This is a genomic window from Streptomyces sp. NPDC057939, assembly GCF_042887545.1.
Taxonomy (GTDB): domain Bacteria; phylum Actinomycetota; class Actinomycetes; order Streptomycetales; family Streptomycetaceae; genus Streptomyces.
The window spans coordinates 74,488-99,051 of record NZ_JBHVPG010000004.1 but is presented as its reverse complement, the minus strand read 5'-3'; the positions used below and the strand labels follow the sequence as shown (position 1 = coordinate 99,051).

Here is a 24,564-nt window from a genome sequence, read left to right as displayed (position 1 = left end):
GGTTGGGCGGAAGGCCGGGACCGCCGTCTCCCGGATCCGCCGGGCGCAGCCGCCGCCGTGCGGTCCGCGTCGGGCGCTCACTGCCCGTTCCCCTCGGTACGACGGGACTCCGAGCGGCGGGATCCGGGGCGCCGGGACTCCGGACGCCGGTCGGTCCGCCGACCGGGCGGGCGGGTGGTGGCCGCGGCCCGCTTCCGGCGCGGTTCGCGTCGGCTGCGTTCCTCCCTCAGGCACTGCCGCAGCCCCTCCGGGTCGATGCCCTCGTTGCAGGCGTGATGCAGGAGCTGCGCGAAGCGGTACTCGGAGTCGGCCCGCAGCGCCAGCCCGAGTGCGATCCGTGCGGTCGGCTCGTCCCCGCAGGACCAGGAGACCCAGCCCGCCAGGGTGAGCGGGGCCGCCGCGTGTTCTCCGTACGCCCCGACACAGCGTCGTGCCAGGGCTCGCCACAGCCTGAGGGCGGGGGCGGCCTCGTCGTCCTCCATCCACTCGGCGGCGATGTCCCGGATCTCACGGTCCTGGAGGCCGAGGATCACGGCCGCGGCCTCGTCGTGGCCGAGCAGGGCGTCGTCGCGGTCGTCGGCGCGGGATCCCGCTTCGGCGGGCGGGGCGAGCGCCAGGCGCCGCATCAGGGTCCTGGCCATGGACAGGGTCTCGGCGCCGACCTCCTCACGGGTCGCACCGTCGAGGATCTTCGGTACGAGGGCGACGGCCGCGCGATCCAGTGCGGCCTCCTGGCCGGCGGCGGGCACCCCGCGCAGGGGAGCGAGTCGGTCCTCGATGTCCTGCAGGGAGCCCCGCACCTGGAGCCCTGCATAGGTCGCGGCCGCCGCCATGACCGAAGTGCCGGGCGGGTCCATGGGCTTGCCCTCGACCGGGCAGCAGTCGGCGTCGTGACAGGTGTAGGACCAGTAGCGACCGCCCGAGAGGCACAGGGCTTCCAGTACGGGCACGTCGAGCGCCCCGCAGGCGATTCGCAGTCGCTGGGCGAGCGGCCGGAGGCGGGCCATGACACGACGGCCGCTCTCCCCCTCGCCCGGGTCCTGGCAGAGGAACACCACGATGCCGTCGGGCTTGGAGCCGCGTCGTTCGCTGCCGCGGATCAGGCATTCGGCCACCTGCCGGGCCGTCTCCTCCCATTCCCCGGGCGCCGGGGGGATTCCGACGCGGAGCCTGCCGCCGAAGCGACCTGCCTCGCCGTGGACGGCGACCATGACGAGGGAGTCCGTCGGGTGGAAGCCGAGCATGTAGGGCAGCGCGTCGGCCAGTTCGGCCGGGCTGCGCAAGGTGATCGGGGATGTGGTCGGGACTCCGGACGGGCTCGGGGAGGGGCGGCCGGACTGGCTGGGTGTTTCGTGGTTCGTCGTCATGCGTCGACGGTCCCGTGCCCGGCCCGATCGCGAAACCCCTGTGGATAACTCGTCCAACCTTCAATATCCACAGGTTGATTGCCGCCTGGGCGCGATGTCGGCCGCATCGGGTTCCATGGACTCATGAACACGGATCACAGCCCCTCGCCCGCTTCTCGACCCCGCCTCGGAGCCGCCCGGCGTCGGGTGCCTTGCCGAGCGCCGTCACCACGAGGGCGCCCGCCCCGAGCACGCATCCCAACCACATCACGGCGTTGACCCCGGCGCCGTCCGCCGCAAGGCCCCCGACCAACGCGCCCAGCGCGATGGCCCCGTTGAACACCCCTACGAACAGGGAGGACACGGCCTCACGCGCCTCGGGCGCCGAGGCCAGCAGCCAGGTCTGGGCGCTCACCGACACACCGCCGTAGGACAGGCCCCAGACAGCGAGCAGTACGCCCGCGGTCAGGACGGAGCCACCGAACACCGGCATCAGCCCGACCGTGGCCGCCAATACGGCGCTGATCACCAACAGGGTGGAGCGGGGCGACCGACCGGCGGCCGCACCGGCCGCGAAGTTGCCGGCCACACCGGCGATTCCGTACACCAGCAGCAGCGTGCCGATCATCCCGGCGCTCGCCCCGGAGACCTCCTCCAGGACCGGGCGCGCATAGGTGTAGGAGGCGAAGTGGCCGGTGACCAGCAGGGCCACCACACCCAGTCCGGTCCGCACCCGCGGGTCGGCGAACAGCCGAATGACACCACCGAGTCGGGCCTGCGGCTCGGCGGGCAACGACGGCAGCAACCGCGCCAGGGCGACGACAACCATCAGGGCGAGCACTCCCGTGGCCGCGAACGCCGCCCGCCAGCCGACGAGTTCACCGACGTACGCGCCGGCCGGGACGCCGAGCACCGATGCCACCGCGATGCCGCTGAAGATGAGGGAGGTCGCGGGGCCGATCGACCTCGGGGGCACCAGTCGCACCGCCAGGCCCGCCGCGATCGCCCAGACACCACCCATGCCGACACCGACCAGTACGCGGGCGACGACCATCACGGCGAAGTTCGGCGTCCACGCGGCAAGCAAGTTCCCCACCGCGAGGACGGCCATCAGCGCGCACAGCACCGTCCGGCGGTCGAACCGCCCCAGCAGAGGGGCCAGGAGCGGCGCGGACACCGCGCCCACCAGACCGGTGATGGTGAGGGTCAGCCCCGCGGTGCCCTCGGACACCCCCAGGGCGTCCCCGATGGGCGTGAGCAGGCCCACGGGCAGCATCTCCGACGTCACCACGGTGAACGTCGCGGCCGCGACCGCCACGACGCCCGACCGGCCGCGGGTCACGGCCCGTTCCGGCGCCCCGCCGGTGCCTGCGATTTCCTCGATCTGTGCCATGCCGACCAGCCAACCCGCCCCGACCTGCGGGAACAACGGCCGATCTCTCATCCTTCGATGAGCAGGGCTACTCGATCCGGCTACGCCGCCGCGCCCCGGACAAGGGCCCGCGCGTCGTGACGCGCGCTGCCGGGAGAAACATGGAGGAACACCATGGAGGGGACGGCATGAGCGGTGTCGAGATGCGCGAGCTGGAGGCGTTCCTCGCCCTCGCCGAGGAGTTGCACTTCGGCCGGGCGGGCGAGCGGCTGTACGTGTCCCAGAGCCGGATCAGCCAGCTCCTGCGGTCATTGGAGGGCCGCATCGGTGGCCGGCTCGTCGAACGCACCAGTCGTCGGGTGGGATTGACCCCGCTCGGCGAGAACCTCCTCGCCGACCTGCGCCCCGCGTACGACGCCCTGCGCGCCGCGGTCCACGATGCCCGGGCCACCGCGCGCGGCACCGGCGGGGTACTGCGCCTCGGCTTCCAGGGCACCGTCGACGACCACCTGGGTCGGGCGATCGCCCGGTTCGGCGACAGGTACCCGGACTGCGCGATCGACCTCGTCGAAATACCGCTCTGCGACCCCTTCGGGCCGCTGCGCCGACAGGAGGTGGACTGCGCGGTCGTCCTGCTGCCTGTGAGCGAGGAGGACCTCGTCGTCGGACCGGTCTTCTCCCGACAGCCGCAGACCCTGGCCGTGTCCGTCCGGCACCCGTTCGCCGCCCGTGAGTCGCTGCACGCCGAGGAACTCGCGGACTGCCGGCTCATCGGCGTGGGCGGCGACGCCCCCGACTACTGGCGGCGCGCCCAGGCCCCCGGACGTACACCGGGCGGACTCACCGTCCCGGCCGGTCCCCGCGTGAACACGCTCCAGGAAGGGCTGAGCCTGACGGCGGCCGATCGGGGTGCCATGTTGCTGTGCCGGGCCTCGGCCGACCAGCAGGGACGCCGCGACTCGCTGGCGTTCGTCCCGGTGCTGGGGTTGCCCGCCTCCGAGCTGGGCCTCGTACGTCGCCGCGTACGGCCCTCCGCCCAGGCTCGGGCCTTCGCCCTGGCGGTCGCCGAGGAGGTGGGTGCGGCGGCCTGAGGCGGGAGCACCGCCCGGCCTCGGGACCGCCGCCCGTCGGCTCAGCCCGACGTGGCGAGGACCAGCGGCAGGACCTGGTCCGCGCCGGCCTGCCGGAGCAGTCGGGCGGCGACGGCGAGGGTCCAGCCGGATTCGGTGGAATCGTCGATGAGCAGGACGGGGCCGGGGGCGGCCGCGAGGGCGGCCGCCAAATCGTCGGGGACGGCGAAGGCCCCGGACAGTGCCCGCAGCCGCTGGGCGGAATTGCTGCGGCGTGCGGAGTGCGCACCGTCCGGCCCGGTGTACGTCAGGCTGCCGAGGAACGGGAGTCGGCCGATGGTCGCGACGCCCTGGGCGAGGGAGCCGACCAGCTGCGGGCGCGTCATCGACGGTACGGCGACCACCCCGACGGGCCGGGCCGTGGCGTCCGGGACGTTCGGCGCCCAGCCGCCCGCGGACCGCGCCCAGTCGGCGATGACGGCCACCGCCGCCTGCAGGACGTCATCGGGCACCGGGCCGTCGGGCGCGGTGTCGGCCAGGAGCGGACGCAGTCGGTTGCCCCAGCCGATGTCCGAGAGCCGCCCCAGGGCCCGCCCGGTCGAGCACTGCTCCTTCGCCGGGATGCGGCCCTTGAGGTTGACGCCCAGCGCCGGCATGCCCGTCGGCCACATCCGGCGCGGCTCGACCTCGACACCCGGCCGGTCCAGTTCCCTGGCGGCACCCGTCAGGGTCTCCGCCGACACGGAGGAATCGGCCCAGGTTCCCGCGCAGTTGTCGCAGCGACCGCACGGGACGGCGCCTTCGTCGTCCAGTTGCCGGCGCAGGAACTCCATCCGGCATCCGGTCGCGCTCACGTAGTCCCGCATGGCCTGCTGCTCGGTGGCCCGCTGGCGGGCGACCCAGGCGTACCGCTCGGAGTCGTACGTCCACGGCAGGCCCGTGGAGGACCAACCGCCCTTCACCCGCTTGACGGCCCCGTCCACGTCCAGGACCTTGAGCATGGTCTCCAGCCGGGTGCGGCGGAGGTCGACGGCTGCCTCCAGGGCCGGTACGGAAAGCGGTCGTCCCGCTTCGGCGAGGGCCGTCAGGGTCTGCCTGACCTGCGCTTCGGGCGGAAAGGCCGTGTCGGCGAAGTAGCGCCAGATCGCCTCGTCCTCCTTGCCCGGCAGGAGCAGCACATCGGCGTGCTCGACGCCGCGGCCGGCGCGGCCGACCTGCTGGTAGTAGGCGATCGGCGAGGAGGGCGAGCCGAGGTGGATCACGAAACCCAGGTCGGGCTTGTCGAAGCCCATGCCCAGCGCCGACGTCGCGACGAGCGCCTTGACCCGGTTCTCCTGGAGGTCGGTCTCCGCCTGGAGCCGGTCGGCGTTCTCCGTGCGCCCCGTATAGGAGGCCACGTCGAAGCCGCGCTGCCTCAGGAACGCGGTGGCCTCCTCGGCGGCGGCGACGGTGAGGGTGTAGATGATCCCGGAGCCCTGGAGTTCGTCGAGGTGCTCGGCGAGCCAGCCCAGCCGGTGCGCGGCGTCCGGCAACCGGACCACGCCCAGGCGCAGGCTCTCCCGCTCCAGCGTGCCGCGCAGCACCAGTGCCTCACCGGCGCCGGTGCCCAGTTGCTCGGCGACGTCCGCGGTGACCCGCGCGTTGGCGGTCGCCGTGGTGGCCAGCACCGGTACGCCGGGGGCGAGCTCGGCGAGCATCGCGCGCAGCCGGCGGTAGTCGGGGCGGAAGTCGTGTCCCCAGTCGGAGATGCAGTGCGCCTCGTCGACGACGAGGAGGCCGGTCGTGGCCGCGAGCTTGGGCAGCACCTGTTCGCGGAAGTCGACGGAGTTGAGGCGTTCCGGGCTGACGAGCAGGACGTCGGTCTCGCCGCGCTCGACCTCGCCGTAGATGGTGTCCCACTCCTCCGGGTTGGCGGAGTTGATCGTGCGGGCCTGGATTCCGGCCCGGGCGGCCGCCTCGACCTGGTTGCGCATGAGCGCCAGCAGCGGCGAGATGATCACCGTCGGGCCGGAGCCGCGCCGGCGCAGCAGGGCGGTGGCCACGAAGTACACGGCGGACTTCCCCCAGCCGGTGCGCTGCACCACGAGGGCCCGCCGTCGCTCCTCCACCAGGGCCGCGACCGCCTGCCACTGGTCCTCCCGCAGCCGCGCCGACCCGCCCGGGGCGCCGACGAGCTCGGCGAGGATGGCATCGGCTTCGGTACGGAGCTCCAGGTTGGTCATGCCCCCATGCAACCCGATGGCACGGACAATCGGCCAACTCACCCAGCGTGACGCGCCGCCCACGCCCGGCCGCCGACCGCGCCGCCGGGTACGGAGCGGACCGGGTGTTTGCGCTGGTGCCCGCGCTCAGGACGCTCGGGATGCGTCATCCCCGATGCGATGGGGCAAGGATATGAACGGCATACCGGCGAATTCCGGTCTGCGGCCTCAAATGCTCATTGCCCCACCCTCGCGGGCCACGCGAGAATCGGAGTGCTCCCGCTCGGCTCGTCGGCACTCTCCAGGGCCGGGCTGCGGCGCGCCCACATCCCAGCCGTGCCCGTTCGCGGGCGTGTACCCGAAGGGAGGACCGTGACCTTCGGATTCGCCTCGCCCTCGCCCACGTCCCTGACAACGGCCACCGGCGGCGCCAGCCGGCACGGCAGACTGCTCGAACCCTCGCAATGGACGGCGGCGGGCATTCCCCTGCTGCGCAATCCGCGCGAGGTCGTGAGCGGCCTGCACTCCCGGCACGGCCCCGTGCCCTCCACCGCGGTGATCGCCGTACTCGGCCCCGAGGAGCGCCTCGTCGCGAGCGCGTCCTTCGCCCAGCGCTCGGTTTCGGCGGACGGCTGGGAGTACCGCAACGCCCTGTTGTCCCGGCTGCGCCGGATCCTCCCGCACGACCTGCGGCGGCGGACCCCGGTGCGCACGGCGGTGCTGCTGTACTGCCGTGACGGCGACGAGCGGTGGACCGAGGAGGACGGGGCCTGGATGTGGGGCCTGCGGGACGCCTGCACCCTGCACGGGCTGCGCTGCGGGGCCTACATCACGCTGACCCGCGGCGGCTGGCAGGTGCTCGGGGAAGGGCGCGGCGGCCGGCATCCCGGCTCGGATTCCCGGCCGGAGCGCCTCGGCGGCACGACGGGCGAGGTCACCTCGCTGACGTTGCGGACCGGCGGCGGGGCGACCGAGGCCCTGCGACGGACCGCGGCCCGCTGAAGGCCGGGCGGGGCCGTCGTCCGGCCCGCCCCGCCCCCGGCGCGTGCGGGATACGAGGCGTCAGACGCCCGCACCCAGCACGGAGTTGATCTGCTGCGCCTCGCCGCACACGATCAGCAGCGTGCCGGCCCGCGTGAGCGCGGCCGGCAGCGCGGTGGCGATGGTTCCGGTCGATCCGCCGTTGGCCGCGAAGACCACGACGGGACGGCCGGCGGCGCGCTGCACCTGCGCCGCGTCCGTGTAGAAGACATCGTCGCCGGCCTCGTGCTGGGCCCAGTACGAGGCCTCGCCGAAGGACAGCTCGTGGGCGGCCCACGGGTGCGGGTCGCCGGTGGTGAGCACCAGGATGTCGCCGGGCGCGCGCCCGGTGTCGAGCAGCAGGTCCACGGCCTCGTCGGCCGCGTCCAGCGCGCCCTCGGCGGATGCCGGGATCAGCTGGACCTGCGGCACGGCCGCGGAGACGGACGGGGTGGTGGGTGCTGCGGAAGCGGGTCCGGGGGCGGCCTGCGCCGCGCGCTGCGCGGGCGGGGCGGGCCGGGCGGGACCGGGGCGTCCGGGCCGGGGTACGGCGACGGGACGCGGACCAGGTACGGGGCGGGGGGTCTGCGCGGTGCGGCCGGCGGCCGGCGTGACGCGGGGACCCTGGGCACTCTCGTGAATCTGAGGCTCCTCGATGGCGGGGGTGAGAGGCATGAGTTGATATCTATCAAACACCGGTACGAAACGTACCGGTGGGTGGCACGTGGGTGCGATCAGAAATCGAAGCCGAGTTGGCCTCCGTCTTCCAATGCCGCCGCCTCCTCGCTGCGGCGCACCTTCTTGAGGTGGCGCCACCGCGGCAGTGCGTCGAGGTACGACCACGACAGACGGTGGTAGGCGGTCGGCCCCCGCTCCTCGAGCACGGCCCGGTGCACGGGTGACGGATAGCCGGCGTTCGCGGCGAAAGCGAAGTCCGCTATTCCGTCGCCCTGTTCGCCCAGTTCGGCCATCATCCGGTCGCGCCGGACCTTGGCGATCACCGAGGCCGCGGCGACGGCCACGCAGGACTGGTCGCCCTTGATCACCGTCCGGACCTGCCAGGGTGCGCCGAGGTAGTCGTGCTTGCCGTCGAGGATCACCGCGTCGGGGCGCACCGGGAGGGCCTCCAGGGCGCGCACCGCCGCGAGTCGCAGCGCGGCGGTCATCCCGAGCTCGTCGATCTCCTCGGGGGAGGCGTGCCCCAGGGCGTGGGCGGTGACCCAGTCCTCCAGGACGTCGAGCAGGGCGTCGCGTCTTCGGGGGGTGAGGAGTTTGGAGTCGGTGAGTCCCTCGGGCGGGCGGCGCAGGCCGGTGATCGCCGCGCAGACGGTGACGGGACCGGCCCAGGCCCCTCGTCCGACCTCGTCGACCCCGGCGATGACCTTGGCGCCGGTGGTTGCGCGGAGGGAGCGCTCGACGGTGTGGGTGGGTGCTTCGTACGGCATGGCGCCAGCAAGGGTACGCCGCCCCGGGCCGCCTGCACACCCCGGCCCGGGTCAAGCCGTCCACGGTTCGGTCGGAGCACGCGTACGGAACCTCCTGGTCGGCTCCCCCGCACCGCCCGGCCGTGCCCGGGCTCAGGGGGCGCACGACGGAGGGATCGGCACCGTCGGGGGCACGGATCCCCCGACACCCCCACCCGGCGGTTCGCTTCCGCACACAATTTCACGGTCCGTCGACATCGCCGGAATCCCATCGACCGCAAGAACACCTCCACATTCGACCGGAACAAAGCCCCCCGATTCCCTCGCGAAAGAGGCGCACGGATCAGCCGGCCGACGGATTCACGAACGTCGCGCCGGGACACGGACGGACCCGATCCACGGGCCACCGGTCGCTTTCGCGAAGCAAGCCACGCAGGCCGCTCCCCGCCCGAGAACACGCCCGGGAGCCACCCGTTCGAGAGTGCCGGCCCGGCTTGAGGGCCGGCGCCGTACGAGGGCCCTCGCGCGGGCCGATGGCTCCGTGCCCGGGCCCTCGTACGGACCAAACCGATGCGGACTAGCCGGCCCGGACCGGCTGCTCCGGAAGCCAGGCGGGCAGTGCTTCGGTGCGGGCCAGCCAGGCCTGCGGCAGCACCTCGTCGCCGCGGCCGCCCAGCACCCCGCCGACGATGGCGCAGGTCGTGTCTACGTCCCCGCCGACCTGTGCGGTGGTCCAGAACGCCCGCTCGTAGTCGTCCAGGGCCCGGGCCGCGGACCACAGGGCGAACGGCACCGTGTCATGGGCGCTGGTGCGCCGGCCGCAGCCCAGCACCGCCGCGACCGTCGTCGCGTCGCCGTAGTCCAGCATGTTCCGCGCCCTGCGCACCCCGGCGCCCACCGCACTGCGCGGAACCAGCTCGATGACCCCGTCGAGCAGGTCGGCGGCGGTCGGCCTCCCCTGCGGGGAGGACGCCAGCGCGGCCGCGGCGGCGACGGCCATCGCCCCGCAGACCGCCTCGCGGTGCTGGTGGGTGGTGTAGGCGGAGATCTCCGCCTGGTGGGTGGCCTGCTCGGGGTCGTCCGCGTACCAGGCGCCGAGCGGGGCGATCCGCATCGCCGCGCCGTTGCCCCAGGAACCCTGCCCGTTGAAGAGCTCGGCGGCCAGCGTGCGCCAGTCCTCGCCCTCCCGGACCAGCCGGAGCATGCGGTTCACGGCCGGGCCGTAGCCGCGGTCGAAGTCGTGGTGGGCGGCGAAGGAACTCGCCAGCGCGTCCTGGTCGATGCGTCCGTGCGCGGCGAGCACGGCGACCACCGAGCAGGCCATCTCGGTGTCGTCGGTCCACTGCCACGGGCCGCTGCCGACGGGCAGCTCGCGCCGTTTGAGCAGCGGGTAGTTCACGGGGACGAAGTACTGGGAGCCCAGGGCGTCCCCCAGCGCCAGCCCTCGAAGGCTGGACAGGGCGCGTGCGTAGCGCCTTTCGGGAGTGGTTTCAGCGGTCATCGCGCGTCACTCTAGCCGTCCAGGTCATAAGGCTCGGGTGTGGTCCAGCGCTCAAACGGGCGGTCCATCCGGTACCGGCCGTCCGGGCCGAGGAGCAGCACCCGGTATTCGCCGTTCCCCGGGTTGGAGAGGGCCTCGAACTCGTTCACCGACCAGTGGAACCAGCGCATGCAGAACAACCGCATCGTCAGACCGTGCGTCACGAGGAGCACGTTCTCGGGATGGTCCGGCGCCTCGAAGCTGCGGTAGAGACTCTCCAGGAAGGAGCCGACGCGGTCGTACACGTCGGCACCCGACTCCCCTTGTGCGAAGCGGTAGAAGAAGTGCCCGTAGGCGTCCCGGTAGGCCTTCTGCAGGCGCACGTCGTCACGGTCCTGCCAGTTGCCCCAGTCCTGCTCGCGCAGTCGCGGCTCCTCGCGCATCCGTACCCGCGTCGGATCGAGGCGCAGTTCCCGGAAGGTCTGCAGGGTTCGGCGGTAGGGGGAGACGTACGCGCTGATGTGCTCGTCGCCGAAGAGGTCGCGCAGCCGGACTCCTGCCTCGGCGGCCTGTTCGCGGCCCCGTGAGGTCAGGCGCAGGGCGTGGTCGGGTTCACGCTCGTACACCGTGTCGTCGGCGTTCCCCTCCGACTCCCCGTGCCGGACGAGGACAATGCGCCGTGGTCGTACCATCCCACGAGCCTATTCGGCCACCGGGGCCCGCATGGACCGGGGCGCGCCGGGCCGAGCGGTCGGGTCGTCGTACGGTCATACCGTCCAGCCGGGTTCGAGGTCCACGACGTCTCCGGTGAGCGCCTCGACGTCTGCTTCCGTCTGGGCGCGCAGGGAGAGCCGTTCGACGCGTTCCTGGCGGTACTTGCCGTGCTCCGCCGCCGCCCGCCACATCGACAGCACGAGGAACTCGCGGCCGGGCGCCTCGCCGAAGAGGCCGCGCACCATGCCGGGCGAGCCCGCCATGGCCGGGTTCCACACCTTCTCCTGCATCAGGGTGAAGTGCTCCTCGCGCCCCTCCCGCACCCGGGTGTGCGCGACCCGGACCACGTCGGCGTCGCTGAACCGGGGCTGGAATCCGGTCTTCACGTCGAATCGGTGGTCGAACAGCGTGACGCGGGCGTCGGTGTAGGTTCCGTTCTGGGAGGCCGCGAGCCGGTCGTGGGAGCGGGCCATGAAGGAGTCGTAGAAGGCGCGGCTCTCCCAGAACGCGAAGACGTGCGCGACCCCCTGCCGGCCTCGGCTCCAGCCGCCGCCCTGCCCCCGGAAGCCGGGCTCCCCGGGCAGCCCCGCCCATTTGCGTTGCCCGCGCTCGAACCCGCGTCGGTCCGTCACCGTGCAGCGAATCCACTTGACCAGCACCGCGCCATCGTACGGGCCGGGCGCGGCCCGGGTCAGTCCCTTGAGCGGTGGATCCGGACCAGTTCCGCCGCGTCCCGGTCGGACAGCCGGAGCCCGAACTCCCGGTCGAGGAGCCCGATCAGGTCCTCGGCGGCGACGGTCTCCCGCTCGGTCCGCCCGTCGGGGTGCAGACGCGTGAGTTCGCTGCCCACGAGGGTCTGCCGCACGGTGTCGCCGGGGAGCTGGACGAGGGTCCGCCCGACGAAGGAGGAGCTGGGGTGGGAGGAGCTGTAGTGGTTCAGCACGACGTAGTCGACGGGGTGGTACCGCTGCGGGGAGAAGGCGTACAGGTCACGCCAGGCCCCGGCGCGCAGGGCGGACAGGACGAGGATGCCGCCCGCCTCCTCGCGGACGCGGAACGTCCACTGCCCCTGGTGGACCTCGTGACCGGGCCGCGCGAGCGGTACGGGCTCGCGCGGGCCCTGGTAGCCGAAGCCCGCGTCGCAGAGCCACGGTTCGCCGTCGACGGTGACGACGAGGACGGCGTGCGTCACCGCGAGCAGGGTGTCGCCCCGGGTGCGGTTGCGGGCCCCGCGCCCGGTGACCTCGAAGCCGATCCGCTCCAGGGCGGCGGCCAGCAGCGAGTTCTGCTCGTAGCAGTAGCCGCCGCGACGGCCGTGCACGAGCTTGTCCTCCAGGGCTTTGACGTCCAGTTCGACGGGGCGGCCGAACAGGACGTCCAGGCTCTCGAAGACGATGGAGGCGGTGTGGGCCCGGTGCACTGCGTACAACGTGTCGAGGTCCGGCCGCAGTTCCCGCGCCCCGACGTCCGTTCCGTCGCTCCCGGTCCCGCTCCCGAGGCCGATCCGCGACAGGTACGCGTCCAGGTCCAGCTCGTCACCGTTCCACATGGTTCCCCACTCCCCCGCCGTGAAATTCCGGGGGCGCCCCCGACGGACGCGCCCCGCACAATGATCGCCACGACCTCGCCGCACACCAACCCGCCCGGAAGGTCTGTCCCGCATCGTGCCGGCGCGCCCCCGCCGGGCGCCCGCCACTCCTCGGGGTCGGGTGGGATCCGTCGGTCGGCCACGGACACGACGAAGGGGACCGCCCGTGGGTCGGTCCCCTTCGTGTTCCGCAGGTCAGCTACGTCCGCGTACTACCTCGGACGTGGCGCTCCCGGCGATTGCGCCCGGTTCAGCTGCAACCGCTGGTCGAGCCGCAGCCCTCGCAGATGTAGCAGGAGCCGGCGCGCTGCATCTTCGTACCGCACGAGAAGCAGAGCGGGGCGTCGGCGGAGACGCCGAGCTGCATCTCGACCAGTTCGGCGTTGCTGTGCGCCGTCTTCGGGGCCGGGACCGAAGCGATCGCGACGGGCTTCGGGGCCGCCGGGACGACCGTGACCGGAGCGGACTGCGCGAGGGTCTCGGTGTCCAGTTCCTCGCCCTCGAGCGGCTCGTAGGAGCCGGTGTCGAGGTGGCGCTGACGCTCCTCGGCGGAGTGGATGCCGAGGGCGGAGCGGGTCTCGAAGGGCAGGAAGTCGAGCGCCACGCGGCGGAAGATGTAGTCGACGATCGACTGCGCCATCCGCACGTCCGGGTCGTCCGTCATACCGGCCGGCTCGAAGCGCATGTTCGTGAACTTCGCGACGTACGTCTCCAGCGGGACGCCGTACTGCAGGCCCACCGAGACGGCGATGGAGAAGGCGTCCATCATGCCCGCGAGGGTCGAGCCCTGCTTGGACATCTTCAGGAAGACCTCGCCCAGACCGTCGTCCGGGTAGGAGTTCGCCGTCATGTAGCCCTCGGCGCCACCGACCGTGAAGGAGGTGGTGATCCCCGGGCGGCCCTTCGGCAGGCGCTTGCGGACCGGACGGTACTCGATGACCTTCTCGACCGCCGTGCGGATGGTCTCCTCGGCCTTCTCGGTGACCTCGGTCTTCTCCTCTTCCTTCTTCTTCGCGGAGAGGGGCTGACCGACCTTGCAGTTGTCGCGGTAGATCGCGAGCGCCTTGACGCCCATCTTCCACGCCTCGAAGTAGATCTCCTCGATCTCCTCGACGGTGGCCGTCTCCGGCATGTTGACCGTCTTCGAGATCGCGCCGGAGATCCAGGGCTGGATCGCGGCCATCATGCGGACGTGGCCCATCGCGGAGATGGAACGCTCGCCCATGGCGCAGTCGAACACCGAGTAGTGCTCGGGCTTCAGGCCCGGGGCGTCGACGACCACGCCGTGCTCGGCGATGTGCGTGACGATCGCCTCGATCTGCTCCTCCTGGTAGCCCAGGCGGCGCAGGGCCTGCGGGACGGTGCCGTTGACGATCTGCATCGAGCCGCCGCCGACGAGCTTCTTGAACTTGACCAGGGCCAGGTCCGGCTCGACACCGGTGGTGTCGCAGGACATCGCGAGACCGATGGTGCCGGTCGGCGCGAGGACGGAGGCCTGGGAGTTGCGGAAGCCGTTCTTCTCGCCGAGGCGCAGGACGTCCTGCCAGGCCTCGGTGGCCGCGGCCCAGATGATGTTGTCGAGGTCGTCGGTGCGCGGTGCGACGGCGTTGGCGTCGGCGTGCTGCTTCATGACGCGCTTGTGCGAGTCGGCGTTGCGGGCGTAGCCGTCGTACGGGCCGACGATGGCGGCCAGCTCGGCGGAGCGCTTGTAGGCGGTGCCGGTCATGAGCGAGGTGATCGAGGCGGCGAGGGTGCGGCCGCCGTCCGAGTCGTACGCGTGGCCGGTCGCCATCAGCAGGGCGCCGAGGTTGGCGTAGCCGATGCCGAGCTGGCGGAAGGCGCGGGTGTTCTCGCCGATCTTCTGCGTCGGGAAGTCCGCGAAGCAGATGGAGATGTCCATCGCGGTGATGACCAGCTCGACGACCTTGGAGAAGCGCTCGGCGTCGAAGGACTGGTTGCCCTTGCCGTCGTCGTCGAGGAACTTCATCAGGTTGAGCGAGGCGAGGTTGCAGGACGTGTTGTCCAGGTGCATGTACTCGCTGCACGGGTTCGACGCGGTGATGCGGCCGGACTCGGGGCAGGTGTGCCAGTTGTTGATCACACCGTCGTACTGGATGCCCGGGTCGGCGCAGGCCCACGCGGCCTCGGCGAGCTTGCGGAAGAGGGCCTTGGCGTCGACCTTCTCGATGACCTCGCCGGTCATGCGGGCCCGCAGACCGAACTCGGTGCCGTTCTCGACGGCCGTCATGAACTCGTCGTTCACGCGGACCGAGTTGTTGGCGTTCTGGTACTGGACGGACGTGATGTCGTCGCCGCCCAGGTCCATGTCGAAGCCCGCGTCGCGCAGGGCGCGGATCTTCTCCTCCTCCTTCACCTTGGTGGCGATGAAGTCCTCGACGTCCGGGTGGTCCACGTCCAGGACGACCATCTTGGCCGCGCGGCGGGTGGCGCCGCCCGACTTGATCGTTCCTGCGGACGCGTCGGCGCCGCGCATGAAGGAGACGGGGCCGGAGGCGTTGCCGCCGGAGGAGAGGAGCTCCTTGGAGGAGCGGATGCGGGAGAGGTTCAGGCCGGCGCCGGAGCCGCCCTTGAAGATCATTCCCTCTTCCTTGTACCAGTCGAGGATGGACTCCATGGAGTCGTCGACGGCGAGGATGAAGCAGGCGGAGACCTGCTGCGGCTGGGGCGTGCCGACGTTGAACCAGACGGGCGAGTTGAAGCTGAAGATCTGGTGCAGGAGCGCGTAGGTCAGCTCGTGCTCGAAGATCTCCGCGTCCGCGGGGGAGGCGAAGTAGTCGTAGTCCTCGCCGGCCTTCGTGTAGGTCTTCACGATCCGGTCGATGAGCTGCTTCAGACCGGTCTCGCGCTGCGGGGTGCCGACCGCGCCGCGGAAGTACTTGCTGGTGACGATGTTGACCGCGTTCACCGACCAGAAGTCGGGGAACTCGACGCCACGCTGCTCGAAGTTCACCGAGCCGTCGCGCCAGTTGGTCATGACGACGTCACGGCGCTCCCAGCTCACCTCGTCGTACGGGTGCACGCCCGGGGTGGTGTGGATGCGCTCGATACGCAGGCCGCTCTTGGCAGCCTTGGTCCCCTTGGTGCGGGAACCTCGCGCCGAGCCGCTCGCCGTCTCAGTCATGCCGCTTCCTCCCATATGCGGGCAAAAACGCCCTAAAGTGCCAGCGCTATTCCGCGGCACGGTGCTGTGTGTCTTGTATCTACGAATTTCGCCCTGCCGCCCGACCGGCCGGACCGCGCCGAGGTGCGGCCCGTCAGGTCAGTCGGTGGCGGAGGCGGGCACGGGGACGACCCGGGGGGTCCCTCCGGGCTCGCACTCGTGGGGAGGCCGGGGCTCGCGGAGTTCCGCGATGGCGGCCTCGAAGTCCTCAAGGGTGTCGAACGCTCGATAAACGGATGCGAACCGCAGGTAGGCGACGAGGTCGAGCTCCTGCAAGGGGCCGAGTATGGCCAGACCCACGTCATGGGTGGTCAGCTCGGCACTGCCGGTGGCGCGCACCGCCTCCTCGACCCGCTGGCCGAGCTTGGCGAGGGCGTCCTCGGTGACCGGTCGCCCCTGGCACGCCTTGCGGACGCCAGAGATGACCTTGGTGCGACTGAAAGGTTCGGTGACCCCGCTGCGCTTGATCACCATCAGCGAGGCAGTCTCCACCGTCGTGAATCGACGGGAGCAGTCGGGGCACTGACGGCGCCTACGGATCGACGTTCCGTCATCCGTGGTGCGGCTGTCGACGACCCGGCTGTCGGGGTGCCTGCAGAAGGGGCAGTGCATGGTTCCCTCACCCTTCTTGTGGCACGACCGAATCACCCCACGGCGCCCCTGAACGGCAGGGACGGGTCTCTGCCGGGGGCTCGTGAAGCAGCTACCAGCATATGCGATGCCGGAGACCCTGACCGACCGGGGACCACAACTTGTGGGCGGCGGCGCTCATCCAACCACTAGATCTTGGGTTGGGATGCATTTTCACCACTCCGCGTGTCGCGGCGCCCGACGGGCGGTGACGGGGCCCGCGGATGCCAGACTGAGCGTCGACACCACGGCGGCGGCCCCACCGGAAAAGGTACCGTAAGGACCGGGCGCGGCTCCGAACCCGCGTTCGGGAACGACGATCGGCCGAGCGTCCGCGGTCGATCGCACGACACGCTCCGGAAGTCACGGAACGTCACGATCGAAGAGGCCCGCACGAAGGGTCGCCGCCGGCCGAAACCACCGTCGATCACCCGTTCAGTCCGGCCATACACCCGCCGAAGTAACCCAGGTGGACGATCCTTAATTTTTCACTCGAACGTGTGTTTGGCGCAACCTTTCGAAAGCTACTACCGTTGTCCAGCCAGGGAGAACATTTCGAGAGGGGCCGACGTGACCACCACCGCAGACAGTGCCATCATCACTGCCCAGAACCGCTCCCAGAGCCGACTTGAGCCGGTGCATGCCATGAACGACGCAAGTGTGAACCCGGAAGCGGAGCCCGTACGCCCCGCACGGTCGCTGCCAGGGCGACCTCCAGGCATCCGCGCAGACAGTTCCGGGCTCACGGACCGGCAGCGGAGGGTCATCGAGGTCATCCGGGACTCGGTACAGCGCCGCGGCTACCCGCCGTCGATGCGCGAGATCGGCCAGGCGGTCGGCCTGTCCAGCACCTCGTCGGTGGCGCACCAGCTGATGGCCCTGGAACGCAAGGGCTTCCTCCGGCGCGACCCGCACCGTCCCCGCGCCTACGAGGTGCGCGGCTCGGACCAGCCCAGCTCGCAGCCGACGGACACCACCGGCAAGCCCGCCGCGTCCTACGTCCCCCTGGTCGGACGGATCGCGGCAGGCGGTCCGATCCTCGCCGAGGAGTCGGTCGAGGACGTGTTCCCGCTGCCCCGCCAGCTGGTGGGTGACGGGGAGCTCTTCGTCCTCAAGGTCGTGGGCGACTCGATGATCGAGGCCGCGATCTGTGACGGCGACTGGGTGACCGTCCGGCGCCAGCCCGTCGCCGAGAACGGCGACATCGTCGCCGCGATGCTCGACGGGGAAGCCACCGTCAAGCGCTTCAAGCGGGAGGACGGTCACGTGTGGCTGCTCCCCCACAACGCCGCCTACCAGCCCATCCCCGGTGACGAGGCCACCATCCTCGGCAAGGTCGTCGCCGTACTGCGTCGGGTCTGACCCCGCCGCCCCTCAGCCGGCTCCGGGACCCGCTGCGCCGGTCCCGGAGCTGTCGCGCGCCCGGGTCCGTACTGCGGTCCGACGCAACCGGGGCTCCTGAGCCCGGCACCGGCGGGTCGGGAGCCGGTGTGCTCCCGTCCGAACACCGGGGCGTGCTCGCGCCCCGCCGAGCCCTACTTGCCGTCCGCCTGCGCGGTGGCGTCGATCGCGGACAGGGAGCGACGGACCTGGTTGCGGTCCGTGGTGTACCAGAAGTCCGGCAGCGTGGCCCGCAGGAAGCTCCCGTAGCGGGCGGTCGCCAGCCGGGGATCCAGCACGGCGACGACGCCCCGGTCACCCGAGGCGCGGACGAGCCGGCCCGCTCCCTGGGCCATGAGCAGGGCAGCGTGCGTGGCGGCGACGGCCATGAATCCGTTGCCGCCGTGTTCCTCGACCGACTTCTGCCGCGCGCTCATCAGCGGGTCGTCGGGGCGCGGGAACGGAATGCGGTCCATCACCACGAGCTGACAGCTGGGTCCCGGCACGTCCACGCCCTGCCAGAGGGAGAGCGTCCCGAACAGGCAGGTCTTCGGATCGGCCGCGAACGTCTTGATCAGCTCGCCGAGCGTCTCCTCGCCCTGGAGCAGGATCGGGTTGTCGAGGCGGCCGCGCAGCTCCTCCGCGGCGGCCTTGGCCCCCCTCATGGAGGAGAAGAGACCCAGGGTGCGTCCGCCGGCTGCCTCGATCAGTTCGGCGAGTTCGTCCATCATGTCGCCGCGGGTGCCTTCCCGGCCCGGCGTGGCCAGGTGCTTGGCGACGTAGAGGATGCCCTGCTTCGGATAGTCGAAGGGGGACCCGACATCCAGGCCCCGCCAGACCGGGACGTCCTCCCCCTCGACCCCTTCCGCGGAGAGGCCGAGCGAAGCCGCGATCCCGTTGAAGTCGCCGCCCAGCTTCAGGGTGGCCGAGGTGAGGACCACCGAGCGGTCCTCGAAGAGCTTTTCGCGCAACAGCCCGGACACGGAGAGCGGGGCGACGCGGAGGGTGGCGCCGAACCGGTCGTGGCGCTCGTACCAGACGACGTCGTACTCGGATCCGGCCGTGATCCGCTCCGCCACGGAATGGACCGTCTCCACCGCTGCCAGCGCCTGCTTGCGCACGGCGTCCTCGTCCTGGACGGACTTGTCGCGGGTGGCTCCGATCGCGGAGATCACGTTGCGCGCCGCGTCCCGCAGCGACATCAGGGCGTAGCCGAGGTCCTCGGGGACCTCCTCCAGACGGCCGGGCAGCGCGAGCTCCATGACCCGCTCGAAGGACTCGGACGCGGTCTGGAGGGAGTCGGCCGTCTTCTCGTCGACGAGCTTCGCCGCCCGCTTCACGGCCCGGTTCACCTGGCCCGGCGTGAGCTCGCCGGTGGCGACGCCCGTCACGCGCGAGACCAGCTCGTGGGCCTCGTCGACGATCAGCACCTCGTGCTGCGGCAGCACCGGCGCTCCTTCGATCGCGTCGATGGCGAGCAGCGCGTGATTGGTGACGACCACGTCCGCGAGCTTGGCCCGCTCCCTGGCCGCCTCCGCGAAGCATTCGGCCCCGTAGGCGCACTTCGTCGCACCCAGGCATTCCCGGGAGGAGACCGAGATCTGGCTCCACGCCTTGTCGGAGACACCGGGGGTGAGGTCGTCACGGTCGCCGGTCTCGGTCTCGTCCGCCCAGTCGCGCAACCGGAGCAGGTCCTGGCCGAGCTTGCTGGTGGGGGCGGCCGCCTCGAACTGGTCGAAGAGCCCCTCCTCCTCGTCCTGCGGGGCCCCTTCGTGGAGGCGGTGCAGGCAGAGGTAGTTGGACCGGCCCTTGAGCATGGCGAACTGCGGGCGGCGGCGCAGCTGCGGGTGCAGCGCCTCCACCGTGCGCGGGAGGTCACGCTCGACGAGCTGGCGCTGGAGGGCCAGGGTCGCCGTCGCCACGACGACGCGTTCGCCGTGCGCGAGGGCCGGCACCAGGTAGCCGAGGGACTTGCCGGTGCCGGTACCGGCCTGGATCAGCCGGTGGGAGTTGTCGTCGATCGCTTCGGCGACGGCTTCGGCCATGGCCACCTGGCCGGGGCGCTCCGTGCCGCCGACGGCGGAGACGGCGGCGTGCAGCAGGTCGGGGAGGGAGGGCTTCGTCATAGCACTGCCAACCCTACGGGGCGCCACCGACAGCGGTGGCATCGATCGACCGTCACGGGCGGTGCAGGGGGTTGGGCACCGTGCCGTGCGTGACCGCGTGCGGGCGGTCCGGGCGGTCGCGGTAGCCGTCCTCGTACAGGCGGTTCCGGTTGAGGCAGAGCCGGTCGATCCGCTCGGTGAGCAGGTCGAACTGCTCGTGGCGGTTCTTCTGCTCCGGGAAGCGCGCCTGGTGGCGGAGGATTTCCGCCCGTACGAGGGACCAGAAGTCGCGCTCGGGGACGGCCAGCCGGTCCTCGCAGATCGCCGACAGGTAGCGGAAGACGCCGATGAACAGCCCGGAGTGGATGAACTGGGTGAGGTAGGACGGCGGCTCTGTCAGCAGCACGGCACGGACCTCGTCCGGCATGGAGGCGTGTTCGGGGAGCGGTGTGCGGCTGATGTTGATGTCGTCGACGAAGTCCTTGACCGCGAGGCGCACCGGCACGTCCTGCTCGTCGAAGATCACGATCGTGTTCTCGCCGTGCGGGGAGAACACGGTGCCGTAGCGGTAGAGGAAGTGGAGCAGCGGGGGCAGCAGGGCCGCGAAGAGCCGTTGCAGCCAGGCCGTGGGAGCAAGGCCTGAGCGGGCGACGAGTTCGGCGGCGAAGGAGCGGCCCCGCGGGTCCGTGTGGAGGAGGGAGGCCAGGGTCCGGGCCCGTTCCCCGGGGGCGAGCCGGCCGGTCAGGGGCTCGCGCCAGATCGCTCCGAGGAGTTCCTTGTACTGGTACGGGACCTCGGGGAGGCGGTCGTAGACCGGGTGGCGGACCGTGACGGAGGCGACCTCGCCGAGCAGGATCACACGACACTCGTCGCGGAGGAAGGGGTCGCCGTCGCGGAGCGAGTGGATCCAGGCGGTGACGGCCGGGGCCGCGAGGGAGAGGTCGCTGGGCAGGCCGCGCCAGACCATCGTGTTGAACACGGACAGCGGGAGTTTCACGCTGTGCCGGTCGGGACGTGTGAGGTTCAGGAAGGTACGGATCGACTGCTGCGGGAGTCTCAGGTCGGGATCCGCGGGCAGCGGCACGAGGGTTCCGGAGGCGAGGGCGGGGGCGAAGAGGGGGAGCACGACCTCGTCCCATTGCCACGGGTGGACCGGGAAGTAGAGGTAGCGGAGCGGGTCGAGTCCCCGGTCGCGCAGGACCCGGTCGAAGGTGGCTCTGGTGACGGGGTCGAGTTCGGCCGAGTGCAGGCGGGCGGGATCCTCCAGGCCTGCGGTACCGCGGTACTCGGCGAGGGAGGTGTGTGCGGCCAGCCACGGGAGTCGCTGGGGGGTACGGGCCTCGGGGGCCCAGGCGGCCGCGTCCGAGGCAGCCCATCCGACGCGGCCCTTGTTGAGGACGAGCCAGGGGTGACCGGTCTGGTGGCCTTCGAGCGCGGCGTAGTCGAGGTCGGCCAGGACGTCGGCGGTGAGCGCGTGGTGGTCGAGCCGGGCGTCGGCGGCGAGGGTGGCGCTGAGCTCGCGGACGAGGTGCCCGAGGGTGGGGCCGTCGAGGCGCAGGAGGGTGCGGGCACGGACCAGGAACTCGTACGGGTCCCCGAAGGCGACCGGGGGCTGCGGGGAGGGCGCGGGCGGGGTGAGGGTGAGGGTGTCGGGGGCGACCTGCCAGCTGCCGTAGGCGCGGCGGCGGGCGCGGAAGCCGAGGCTGCTGCCGTCGTCCAGCGTCAGGGTCCATGCGTCGCCGGCGGCGGCCGGGGTCGGAACCGGGCTGACGATCTCCTCGTACGCGAACTCGCCGAGCATCTTCGCCAAGAGCCGGCGGGCGGCGAAATCCCAGGTGGGACGGTTGATTTCGGGTGGGGTGCTTGGGCGTTCGGGCGACGACGGCAGGACGGGCTCCGTGGAGTCCGGGGCGGCGGGGAAATTCGACACGGGACTCCTCGATGATCGGGAACTTTGCTGCGTCGCGCAGAGTTTTCGAAGGGAGAGGTGTTGCTGGGCGGATCGTCAGAGGAGATTGCGCAGCGCTCGCTCCCGGAACATCAGGGCGGCGCGCTTCTCGGGGAGGTCGGTTTCCGCGGCGTAGCGGAAGCCGGCGGTCAGGAAGGCGGATACGGAGGGGGTGTTGGTGATGTCCGGTTCGGCGATGACGCGCGTGCACCGGGGTTGGTTGTCCAGGACGAGGTCGGCGACCGCGCGCAGCAAGGTGGCGCCCAGACCGCGGCCGCGGTTCGTGCCGTCTCCGATGAGCAGGTGGAGACCGGTGTCGTGGGGCTGCGCCGCGTAGTACTGGGACAGGGGGTCGAGGTCGGCCCGGTAGATCTCCCAGTAGCTCATCGGCGTGCCGTCGAGGAGGCCGATGCAGGGGGTGCTGTGGCCGTCCCCGTCGAGTTGGGCGCGCAGGTGCGCGGCGGTCACTTCGGTGGGTCCGGCGAGGTCCCAGTAGGCCGCCACCTCGGGGTCGTTCATCCAGCGCGTGAGGAGTTCCAGGTCCCTTTCCGGGCGCACGGTTTCCAGGCGGAAGGCGCCGACCGGGGTGGCTGCCGCGCCCCATCCGGCCGGGGAGTCGAGCAGGTCGGCCTCGGCGAGCAGGGGCAGCAGTTCGACGGCGAGCCGGCGTTCGGGGGCCGGGGAGGGGGCCGGTACGGCGAAGGACAGGGAACCGGTGGGGGCGTCGGTGGAGGGCATCGGCTCTTTCCGGGTCGGTGGGGGCGCGTCAGTCGTGGAGGGGGTTGGTGATGGTGACGTAGACGGACTGGGTCTCCACGGGGCCCACCAGCTCGTCGAGGCCGCCGAGGCGGGTGAGCAGGTTCGCCTTGCAGCGGAGGGTGGGTGAGTCGAGCAGTTGTGAGGGCAGCGGGCCGAGGTGTGCGGCCTTGCCGAGGAAACGCCGGAACGCGGCGAGGAGCACGCGTTCGTCGGCGAGCCTCTGGGCGCCGAAGGCACCGATGAGTCCGAGCACGTTGTTGATGCCGAGGTAGTAGGCGAAGCGTTCGTCGGTGACGGCGTCGGGAACGAAGGTGTCGCTGGTGCTGCCGATGCCGGGGAGTCGATGTTCCAGCTCCGTGCGGCGGGAGTCCCGGAAGTAGTAGCCCTGGTTGTCGCGGAAGCGACCGCCCATGGGCCAACCGGACGGGTCGAGGATCACCAGGGTGTTCTGCTGGTGCGCTTCGAGGGCGATGCCGGCGAGTGCGTCGAAGGCGAGGATCGGCAGGACGACGTGGTCGAGGTAGCGCAGGAACCACTCCGTGGACGCGGCCGAGGTGGAGCGTCCGGTGGCGGCGGCGAGACGAAGGACGATGTCGGCAAGCCGGGACCGCATGGTGGTCCGGCCCGGCCAGGGGCGGGGGGCGGTGAGTGCGGCGATGCAGACGGCGTCGTCGTCGGGGCGGAAGGGGTTGTGGCGCAGGAGGGCGTCGAGTCCTTGGACGGGAGAGCCGTCCAAGGCGTTGACGGCGACCCAGGCGGGGTCGCGGACGATGTCGAATCCGGGGTGGGCCGCCTGCCACTGCTCGGCGAGGCCGGTGCGCAACAGCCGGTGGACCTCGACACCGCGGTGGAGTTCCTTGCGGAGGTTCTCGCGGCGGGAGTTGGTGATGCGCAGGCCCAGGGAGAGCTTGAGCATGGCGGCGCTGCCGGGGCGGTGAACGGTACGGACGGAGGAGGTGGGGTACCAGGGTGCGCCGTGCGGACCGAGGTCGGAGAGGAGCCCGGCGTCGCGCAGGGCGGCGACGGCAGGGCGCTGGAGGAGGTCGTGGGCCTGCCAGGGGTGGAGGGGGAGGGCAGTGGTGCCGACGGGAAGTGGGAGGCCCGGGGCGAGGCCGGCGAGGAGTTGGGGGGCGGAGACCGGACGGCCCCGTTCGGTCCAGGCGGAGTCGGTGGCGAGGGCGGCCGGCGCGACCGCGAACCAGTGCAGGGGGAAGGAGCCGTGAAGTTCGGGTGAGTAGCGGCGTACGTCGGCCTCGGAGAGCCCTTCGCGGCTCTTGGGATCCGGTTGGAGGGGGTGACCGAGCAGGAGCGACTGCTCGGCGGTGAGGAAGCGGTCCGTGGCGATGGGTGCGGGGGCCGTGGGCCGTTGGCGCCGATCGGCGATGAACTCGGCCGTGCGGCGTACCGAGTCGGCGACGCGGCCCACGAGGTCGACGCCTGCTCGGCCGTTGCCCTCGCGGGCGATCAGGGCGGCGAGGGTGACTGCGTCCAGGGCGGGAGCCGTGGCGGGGGCGCCTTCGATACGGGCGGGGGCGAAACGGTGCCAGCCTGCCCGGGACCAGTACCGGACGGGGACGAGCAGGGTGGCGCCGGATGCGGGGAGGGGGACGCGCAGCAGCGTTCCGGGGGGCCCGTCGGGACGGCCGATGCCGCTCTCACGGACCCAGCACCGCAGCAGGTTCTCCACCGTGGCGGCCTCGGCGGCGAGGGCCGGGTCGGTGTGGTCCAGCAGGTCGGGCAACATCGCCGGGTCGGGCCCCACCGGCCCGACCCCGCCCACCCGATCCCGAAGCACCCCTTCCTTCTGCCGAGGGACCCCCACCGCCCGAACCCGCTCCGCCCCGTCCTCGGGGGTGCGGGCTTCGCCGGGGGCAGTGGCGGGGGTGGCCAGGTTCTCGGAAGCCGGTGGCACTTCGGGGGCGGGCGGCGTGGCGACTGCCGGGGCTGCGGGCGCCTCGCCGCCGGAGGCGGGCGGTGTCGCGGGGGTGGGTAGCGTCGTGGGCGCGGGCGTCATGAGGAAGGTGGGCTCCGCTGCGGGGGTGGCGGTTGCCGGACAGGTGGGCGGCTGTCCGGAGGCGAGCGATGTGGCACGGGTGGGCCCCGCCACGAGGGTGGCCGCCTCCTCGGAAGCCGGTGGCAGCATGGGGGTGTCGGCTGCGGGGATCAGCGGCATGCGGGTGGCGGCGAGCGGCGCTGCAAGCGTCTCGCCGGCGGCTGGCTGCGGGGTGGGAATCAGCTCCGACGCAGCGTGCGGTTCCGGGGTAGGGGTCGACTCCGACGCAGCGTGCGGCGCCCGGGTGGGAGCCAGCTCCGACGCATTCTGCGGCTCAAGGGTGGAGGCCGACT

General features: G+C 71.8%; 18 protein-coding genes. 3 read left to right on the top strand and 15 right to left on the bottom strand.

The genetic code is table 11. The annotated features are described in order from the left end of the window. Positions 1-77: 77 nt before the first annotated feature. Both ACFVS6_RS06610 and ACFVS6_RS06605 read right to left on the bottom strand, forming a co-directional pair. On the bottom strand, positions 78-1,367 hold the full coding sequence (locus ACFVS6_RS06610; protein ID WP_389701252.1) for a DUF4192 domain-containing protein: 1,290 nt from the start codon (positions 1,365-1,367) through the stop codon (positions 78-80). Positions 1,368-1,488: 121 nt separating this feature from the next. Next, positions 1,489-2,739 carry an MFS transporter gene (locus tag ACFVS6_RS06605; protein WP_389701251.1) on the bottom strand — a complete coding sequence of 417 codons (1,251 nt, stop codon included), beginning with the start codon at positions 2,737-2,739 and terminating at the stop codon, positions 1,489-1,491. Positions 2,740-2,906: 167 nt separating this feature from the next. On the opposite strand from ACFVS6_RS06605, the gene ACFVS6_RS06600 reads away from it, so the two are divergent. Continuing rightward, the gene (locus ACFVS6_RS06600; RefSeq protein ID WP_389701249.1) at positions 2,907-3,809 is read left to right on the top strand and encodes a LysR family transcriptional regulator; all 903 of its coding nucleotides are present in this window, start codon (positions 2,907-2,909) and stop codon (positions 3,807-3,809) included. Positions 3,810-3,850: 41 nt separating this feature from the next. Here ACFVS6_RS06600 and ACFVS6_RS06595 read toward each other — a convergent pair whose 3' ends face one another. Then, positions 3,851-6,010, bottom strand: coding sequence for a RecQ family ATP-dependent DNA helicase (locus ACFVS6_RS06595; protein WP_389701247.1), 2,160 nt, complete (start codon positions 6,008-6,010; stop codon positions 3,851-3,853). A 351-nt stretch (positions 6,011-6,361) separates the two neighbouring features. On the opposite strand from ACFVS6_RS06595, the gene ACFVS6_RS06590 reads away from it, so the two are divergent. Further along, positions 6,362-6,991, top strand: coding sequence for a hypothetical protein (locus ACFVS6_RS06590; protein ID WP_389701245.1), 630 nt, complete (start codon positions 6,362-6,364; stop codon positions 6,989-6,991). A 60-nt stretch (positions 6,992-7,051) separates the two neighbouring features. Here ACFVS6_RS06590 and ACFVS6_RS06585 read toward each other — a convergent pair whose 3' ends face one another. The 8 genes from ACFVS6_RS06585 to nrdR all read right to left on the bottom strand — a co-directional run bounded on the left by ACFVS6_RS06585 (position 7,052) and on the right by nrdR (position 16,008). After that, entirely contained in the window at positions 7,052-7,684 is a 633-nt protein-coding gene (locus tag ACFVS6_RS06585; protein WP_389701243.1) for a hypothetical protein, read from the bottom strand. 59 nt (positions 7,685-7,743) lie between these two features. Beyond that, complete coding sequence (locus tag ACFVS6_RS06580) at positions 7,744-8,454, bottom strand: ribonuclease HII (RefSeq protein ID WP_281204858.1); 711 nt, start codon at positions 8,452-8,454, stop codon at positions 7,744-7,746. Between the two features lie 556 nt (positions 8,455-9,010). Further along, the gene (locus tag ACFVS6_RS06575) at positions 9,011-9,934 is read right to left on the bottom strand and encodes an ADP-ribosylglycohydrolase family protein (RefSeq protein WP_389701241.1); all 924 of its coding nucleotides are present in this window, start codon (positions 9,932-9,934) and stop codon (positions 9,011-9,013) included. A gap of 11 nt (positions 9,935-9,945) precedes the next feature. Next, positions 9,946-10,605 (bottom strand): histidine phosphatase family protein, encoded by a 660-nt coding sequence (locus ACFVS6_RS06570; RefSeq protein WP_389701239.1) that lies wholly within the window; start codon positions 10,603-10,605, stop codon positions 9,946-9,948. A gap of 75 nt (positions 10,606-10,680) precedes the next feature. Next, on the bottom strand, positions 10,681-11,286 hold the full coding sequence (locus ACFVS6_RS06565; protein WP_389701238.1) for a YdbC family protein: 606 nt from the start codon (positions 11,284-11,286) through the stop codon (positions 10,681-10,683). A gap of 32 nt (positions 11,287-11,318) precedes the next feature. Further along, positions 11,319-12,176: an arylamine N-acetyltransferase gene (locus ACFVS6_RS06560; protein ID WP_389701236.1), complete on the bottom strand. Its 858-nt coding sequence runs from the start codon at positions 12,174-12,176 to the stop codon at positions 11,319-11,321. 289 nt (positions 12,177-12,465) lie between these two features. After that, positions 12,466-15,357, bottom strand: a complete 2,892-nt coding sequence (locus tag ACFVS6_RS06555; protein ID WP_389701234.1) for a vitamin B12-dependent ribonucleotide reductase — start codon at positions 15,355-15,357, stop codon at positions 12,466-12,468. Between the two features lie 138 nt (positions 15,358-15,495). After that, positions 15,496-16,008 (bottom strand): transcriptional regulator NrdR, encoded by a 513-nt coding sequence (gene nrdR / locus ACFVS6_RS06550; protein ID WP_281204864.1) that lies wholly within the window; start codon positions 16,006-16,008, stop codon positions 15,496-15,498. Positions 16,009-16,596: 588 nt separating this feature from the next. Here nrdR and lexA point away from each other — a divergent pair. Then, positions 16,597-17,388, top strand: a complete 792-nt coding sequence (lexA, locus tag ACFVS6_RS06545; protein ID WP_389701232.1) for a transcriptional repressor LexA — start codon at positions 16,597-16,599, stop codon at positions 17,386-17,388. A 173-nt stretch (positions 17,389-17,561) separates the two neighbouring features. Here lexA and ACFVS6_RS06540 read toward each other — a convergent pair whose 3' ends face one another. The 4 genes from ACFVS6_RS06540 to ACFVS6_RS06525 form a co-directional block, all read right to left on the bottom strand. After that, positions 17,562-19,532 (bottom strand): ATP-dependent DNA helicase, encoded by a 1,971-nt coding sequence (locus ACFVS6_RS06540; RefSeq protein ID WP_389701230.1) that lies wholly within the window; start codon positions 19,530-19,532, stop codon positions 17,562-17,564. 52 nt (positions 19,533-19,584) lie between these two features. Beyond that, positions 19,585-21,441, bottom strand: a complete 1,857-nt coding sequence (locus ACFVS6_RS06535; protein WP_389701228.1) for an IucA/IucC family protein — start codon at positions 21,439-21,441, stop codon at positions 19,585-19,587. A 75-nt stretch (positions 21,442-21,516) separates the two neighbouring features. Next, on the bottom strand, positions 21,517-22,197 hold the full coding sequence (locus ACFVS6_RS06530; protein ID WP_389701226.1) for a GNAT family N-acetyltransferase: 681 nt from the start codon (positions 22,195-22,197) through the stop codon (positions 21,517-21,519). Between the two features lie 28 nt (positions 22,198-22,225). Then, positions 22,226-24,232, bottom strand: a complete 2,007-nt coding sequence (locus tag ACFVS6_RS06525; RefSeq protein ID WP_389701600.1) for an IucA/IucC family protein — start codon at positions 24,230-24,232, stop codon at positions 22,226-22,228. Positions 24,233-24,564 lie beyond the last annotated feature (332 nt).

What these genes read in the sequence shown, in the direction of transcription:
- ACFVS6_RS06530 (WP_389701226.1), bottom strand. Translation starts at nt 22,197, where the DNA reads ATGCCCTCCACCGACGCCCCCACCGGTTCCCTGTCCTTCGCCGTACCG.
- ACFVS6_RS06595 (WP_389701247.1), bottom strand. Translation starts at nt 6,010, where the DNA reads ATGACCAACCTGGAGCTCCGTACCGAAGCCGATGCCATCCTCGCCGAG.
- ACFVS6_RS06540 (WP_389701230.1), bottom strand. Translation starts at nt 19,532, where the DNA reads ATGACGAAGCCCTCCCTCCCCGACCTGCTGCACGCCGCCGTCTCCGCC.
- ACFVS6_RS06575 (WP_389701241.1), bottom strand. Translation starts at nt 9,934, where the DNA reads ATGACCGCTGAAACCACTCCCGAAAGGCGCTACGCACGCGCCCTGTCC.
- ACFVS6_RS06580 (WP_281204858.1), bottom strand. Translation starts at nt 8,454, where the DNA reads ATGCCGTACGAAGCACCCACCCACACCGTCGAGCGCTCCCTCCGCGCA.
- ACFVS6_RS06555 (WP_389701234.1), bottom strand. Translation starts at nt 15,357, where the DNA reads ATGACTGAGACGGCGAGCGGCTCGGCGCGAGGTTCCCGCACCAAGGGG.
- nrdR (WP_281204864.1), bottom strand. Translation starts at nt 16,008, where the DNA reads ATGCACTGCCCCTTCTGCAGGCACCCCGACAGCCGGGTCGTCGACAGC.
- ACFVS6_RS06570 (WP_389701239.1), bottom strand. Translation starts at nt 10,605, where the DNA reads ATGGTACGACCACGGCGCATTGTCCTCGTCCGGCACGGGGAGTCGGAG.
- ACFVS6_RS06600 (WP_389701249.1), top strand. Translation starts at nt 2,907, where the DNA reads ATGAGCGGTGTCGAGATGCGCGAGCTGGAGGCGTTCCTCGCCCTCGCC.
- ACFVS6_RS06605 (WP_389701251.1), bottom strand. Translation starts at nt 2,739, where the DNA reads ATGGCACAGATCGAGGAAATCGCAGGCACCGGCGGGGCGCCGGAACGG.
- ACFVS6_RS06560 (WP_389701236.1), bottom strand. Translation starts at nt 12,176, where the DNA reads ATGTGGAACGGTGACGAGCTGGACCTGGACGCGTACCTGTCGCGGATC.
- ACFVS6_RS06610 (WP_389701252.1), bottom strand. Translation starts at nt 1,367, where the DNA reads ATGACGACGAACCACGAAACACCCAGCCAGTCCGGCCGCCCCTCCCCG.
- ACFVS6_RS06585 (WP_389701243.1), bottom strand. Translation starts at nt 7,684, where the DNA reads ATGCCTCTCACCCCCGCCATCGAGGAGCCTCAGATTCACGAGAGTGCC.
- ACFVS6_RS06525 (WP_389701600.1), bottom strand. Translation starts at nt 24,232, where the DNA reads ATGACGCCCGCGCCCACGACGCTACCCACCCCCGCGACACCGCCCGCC.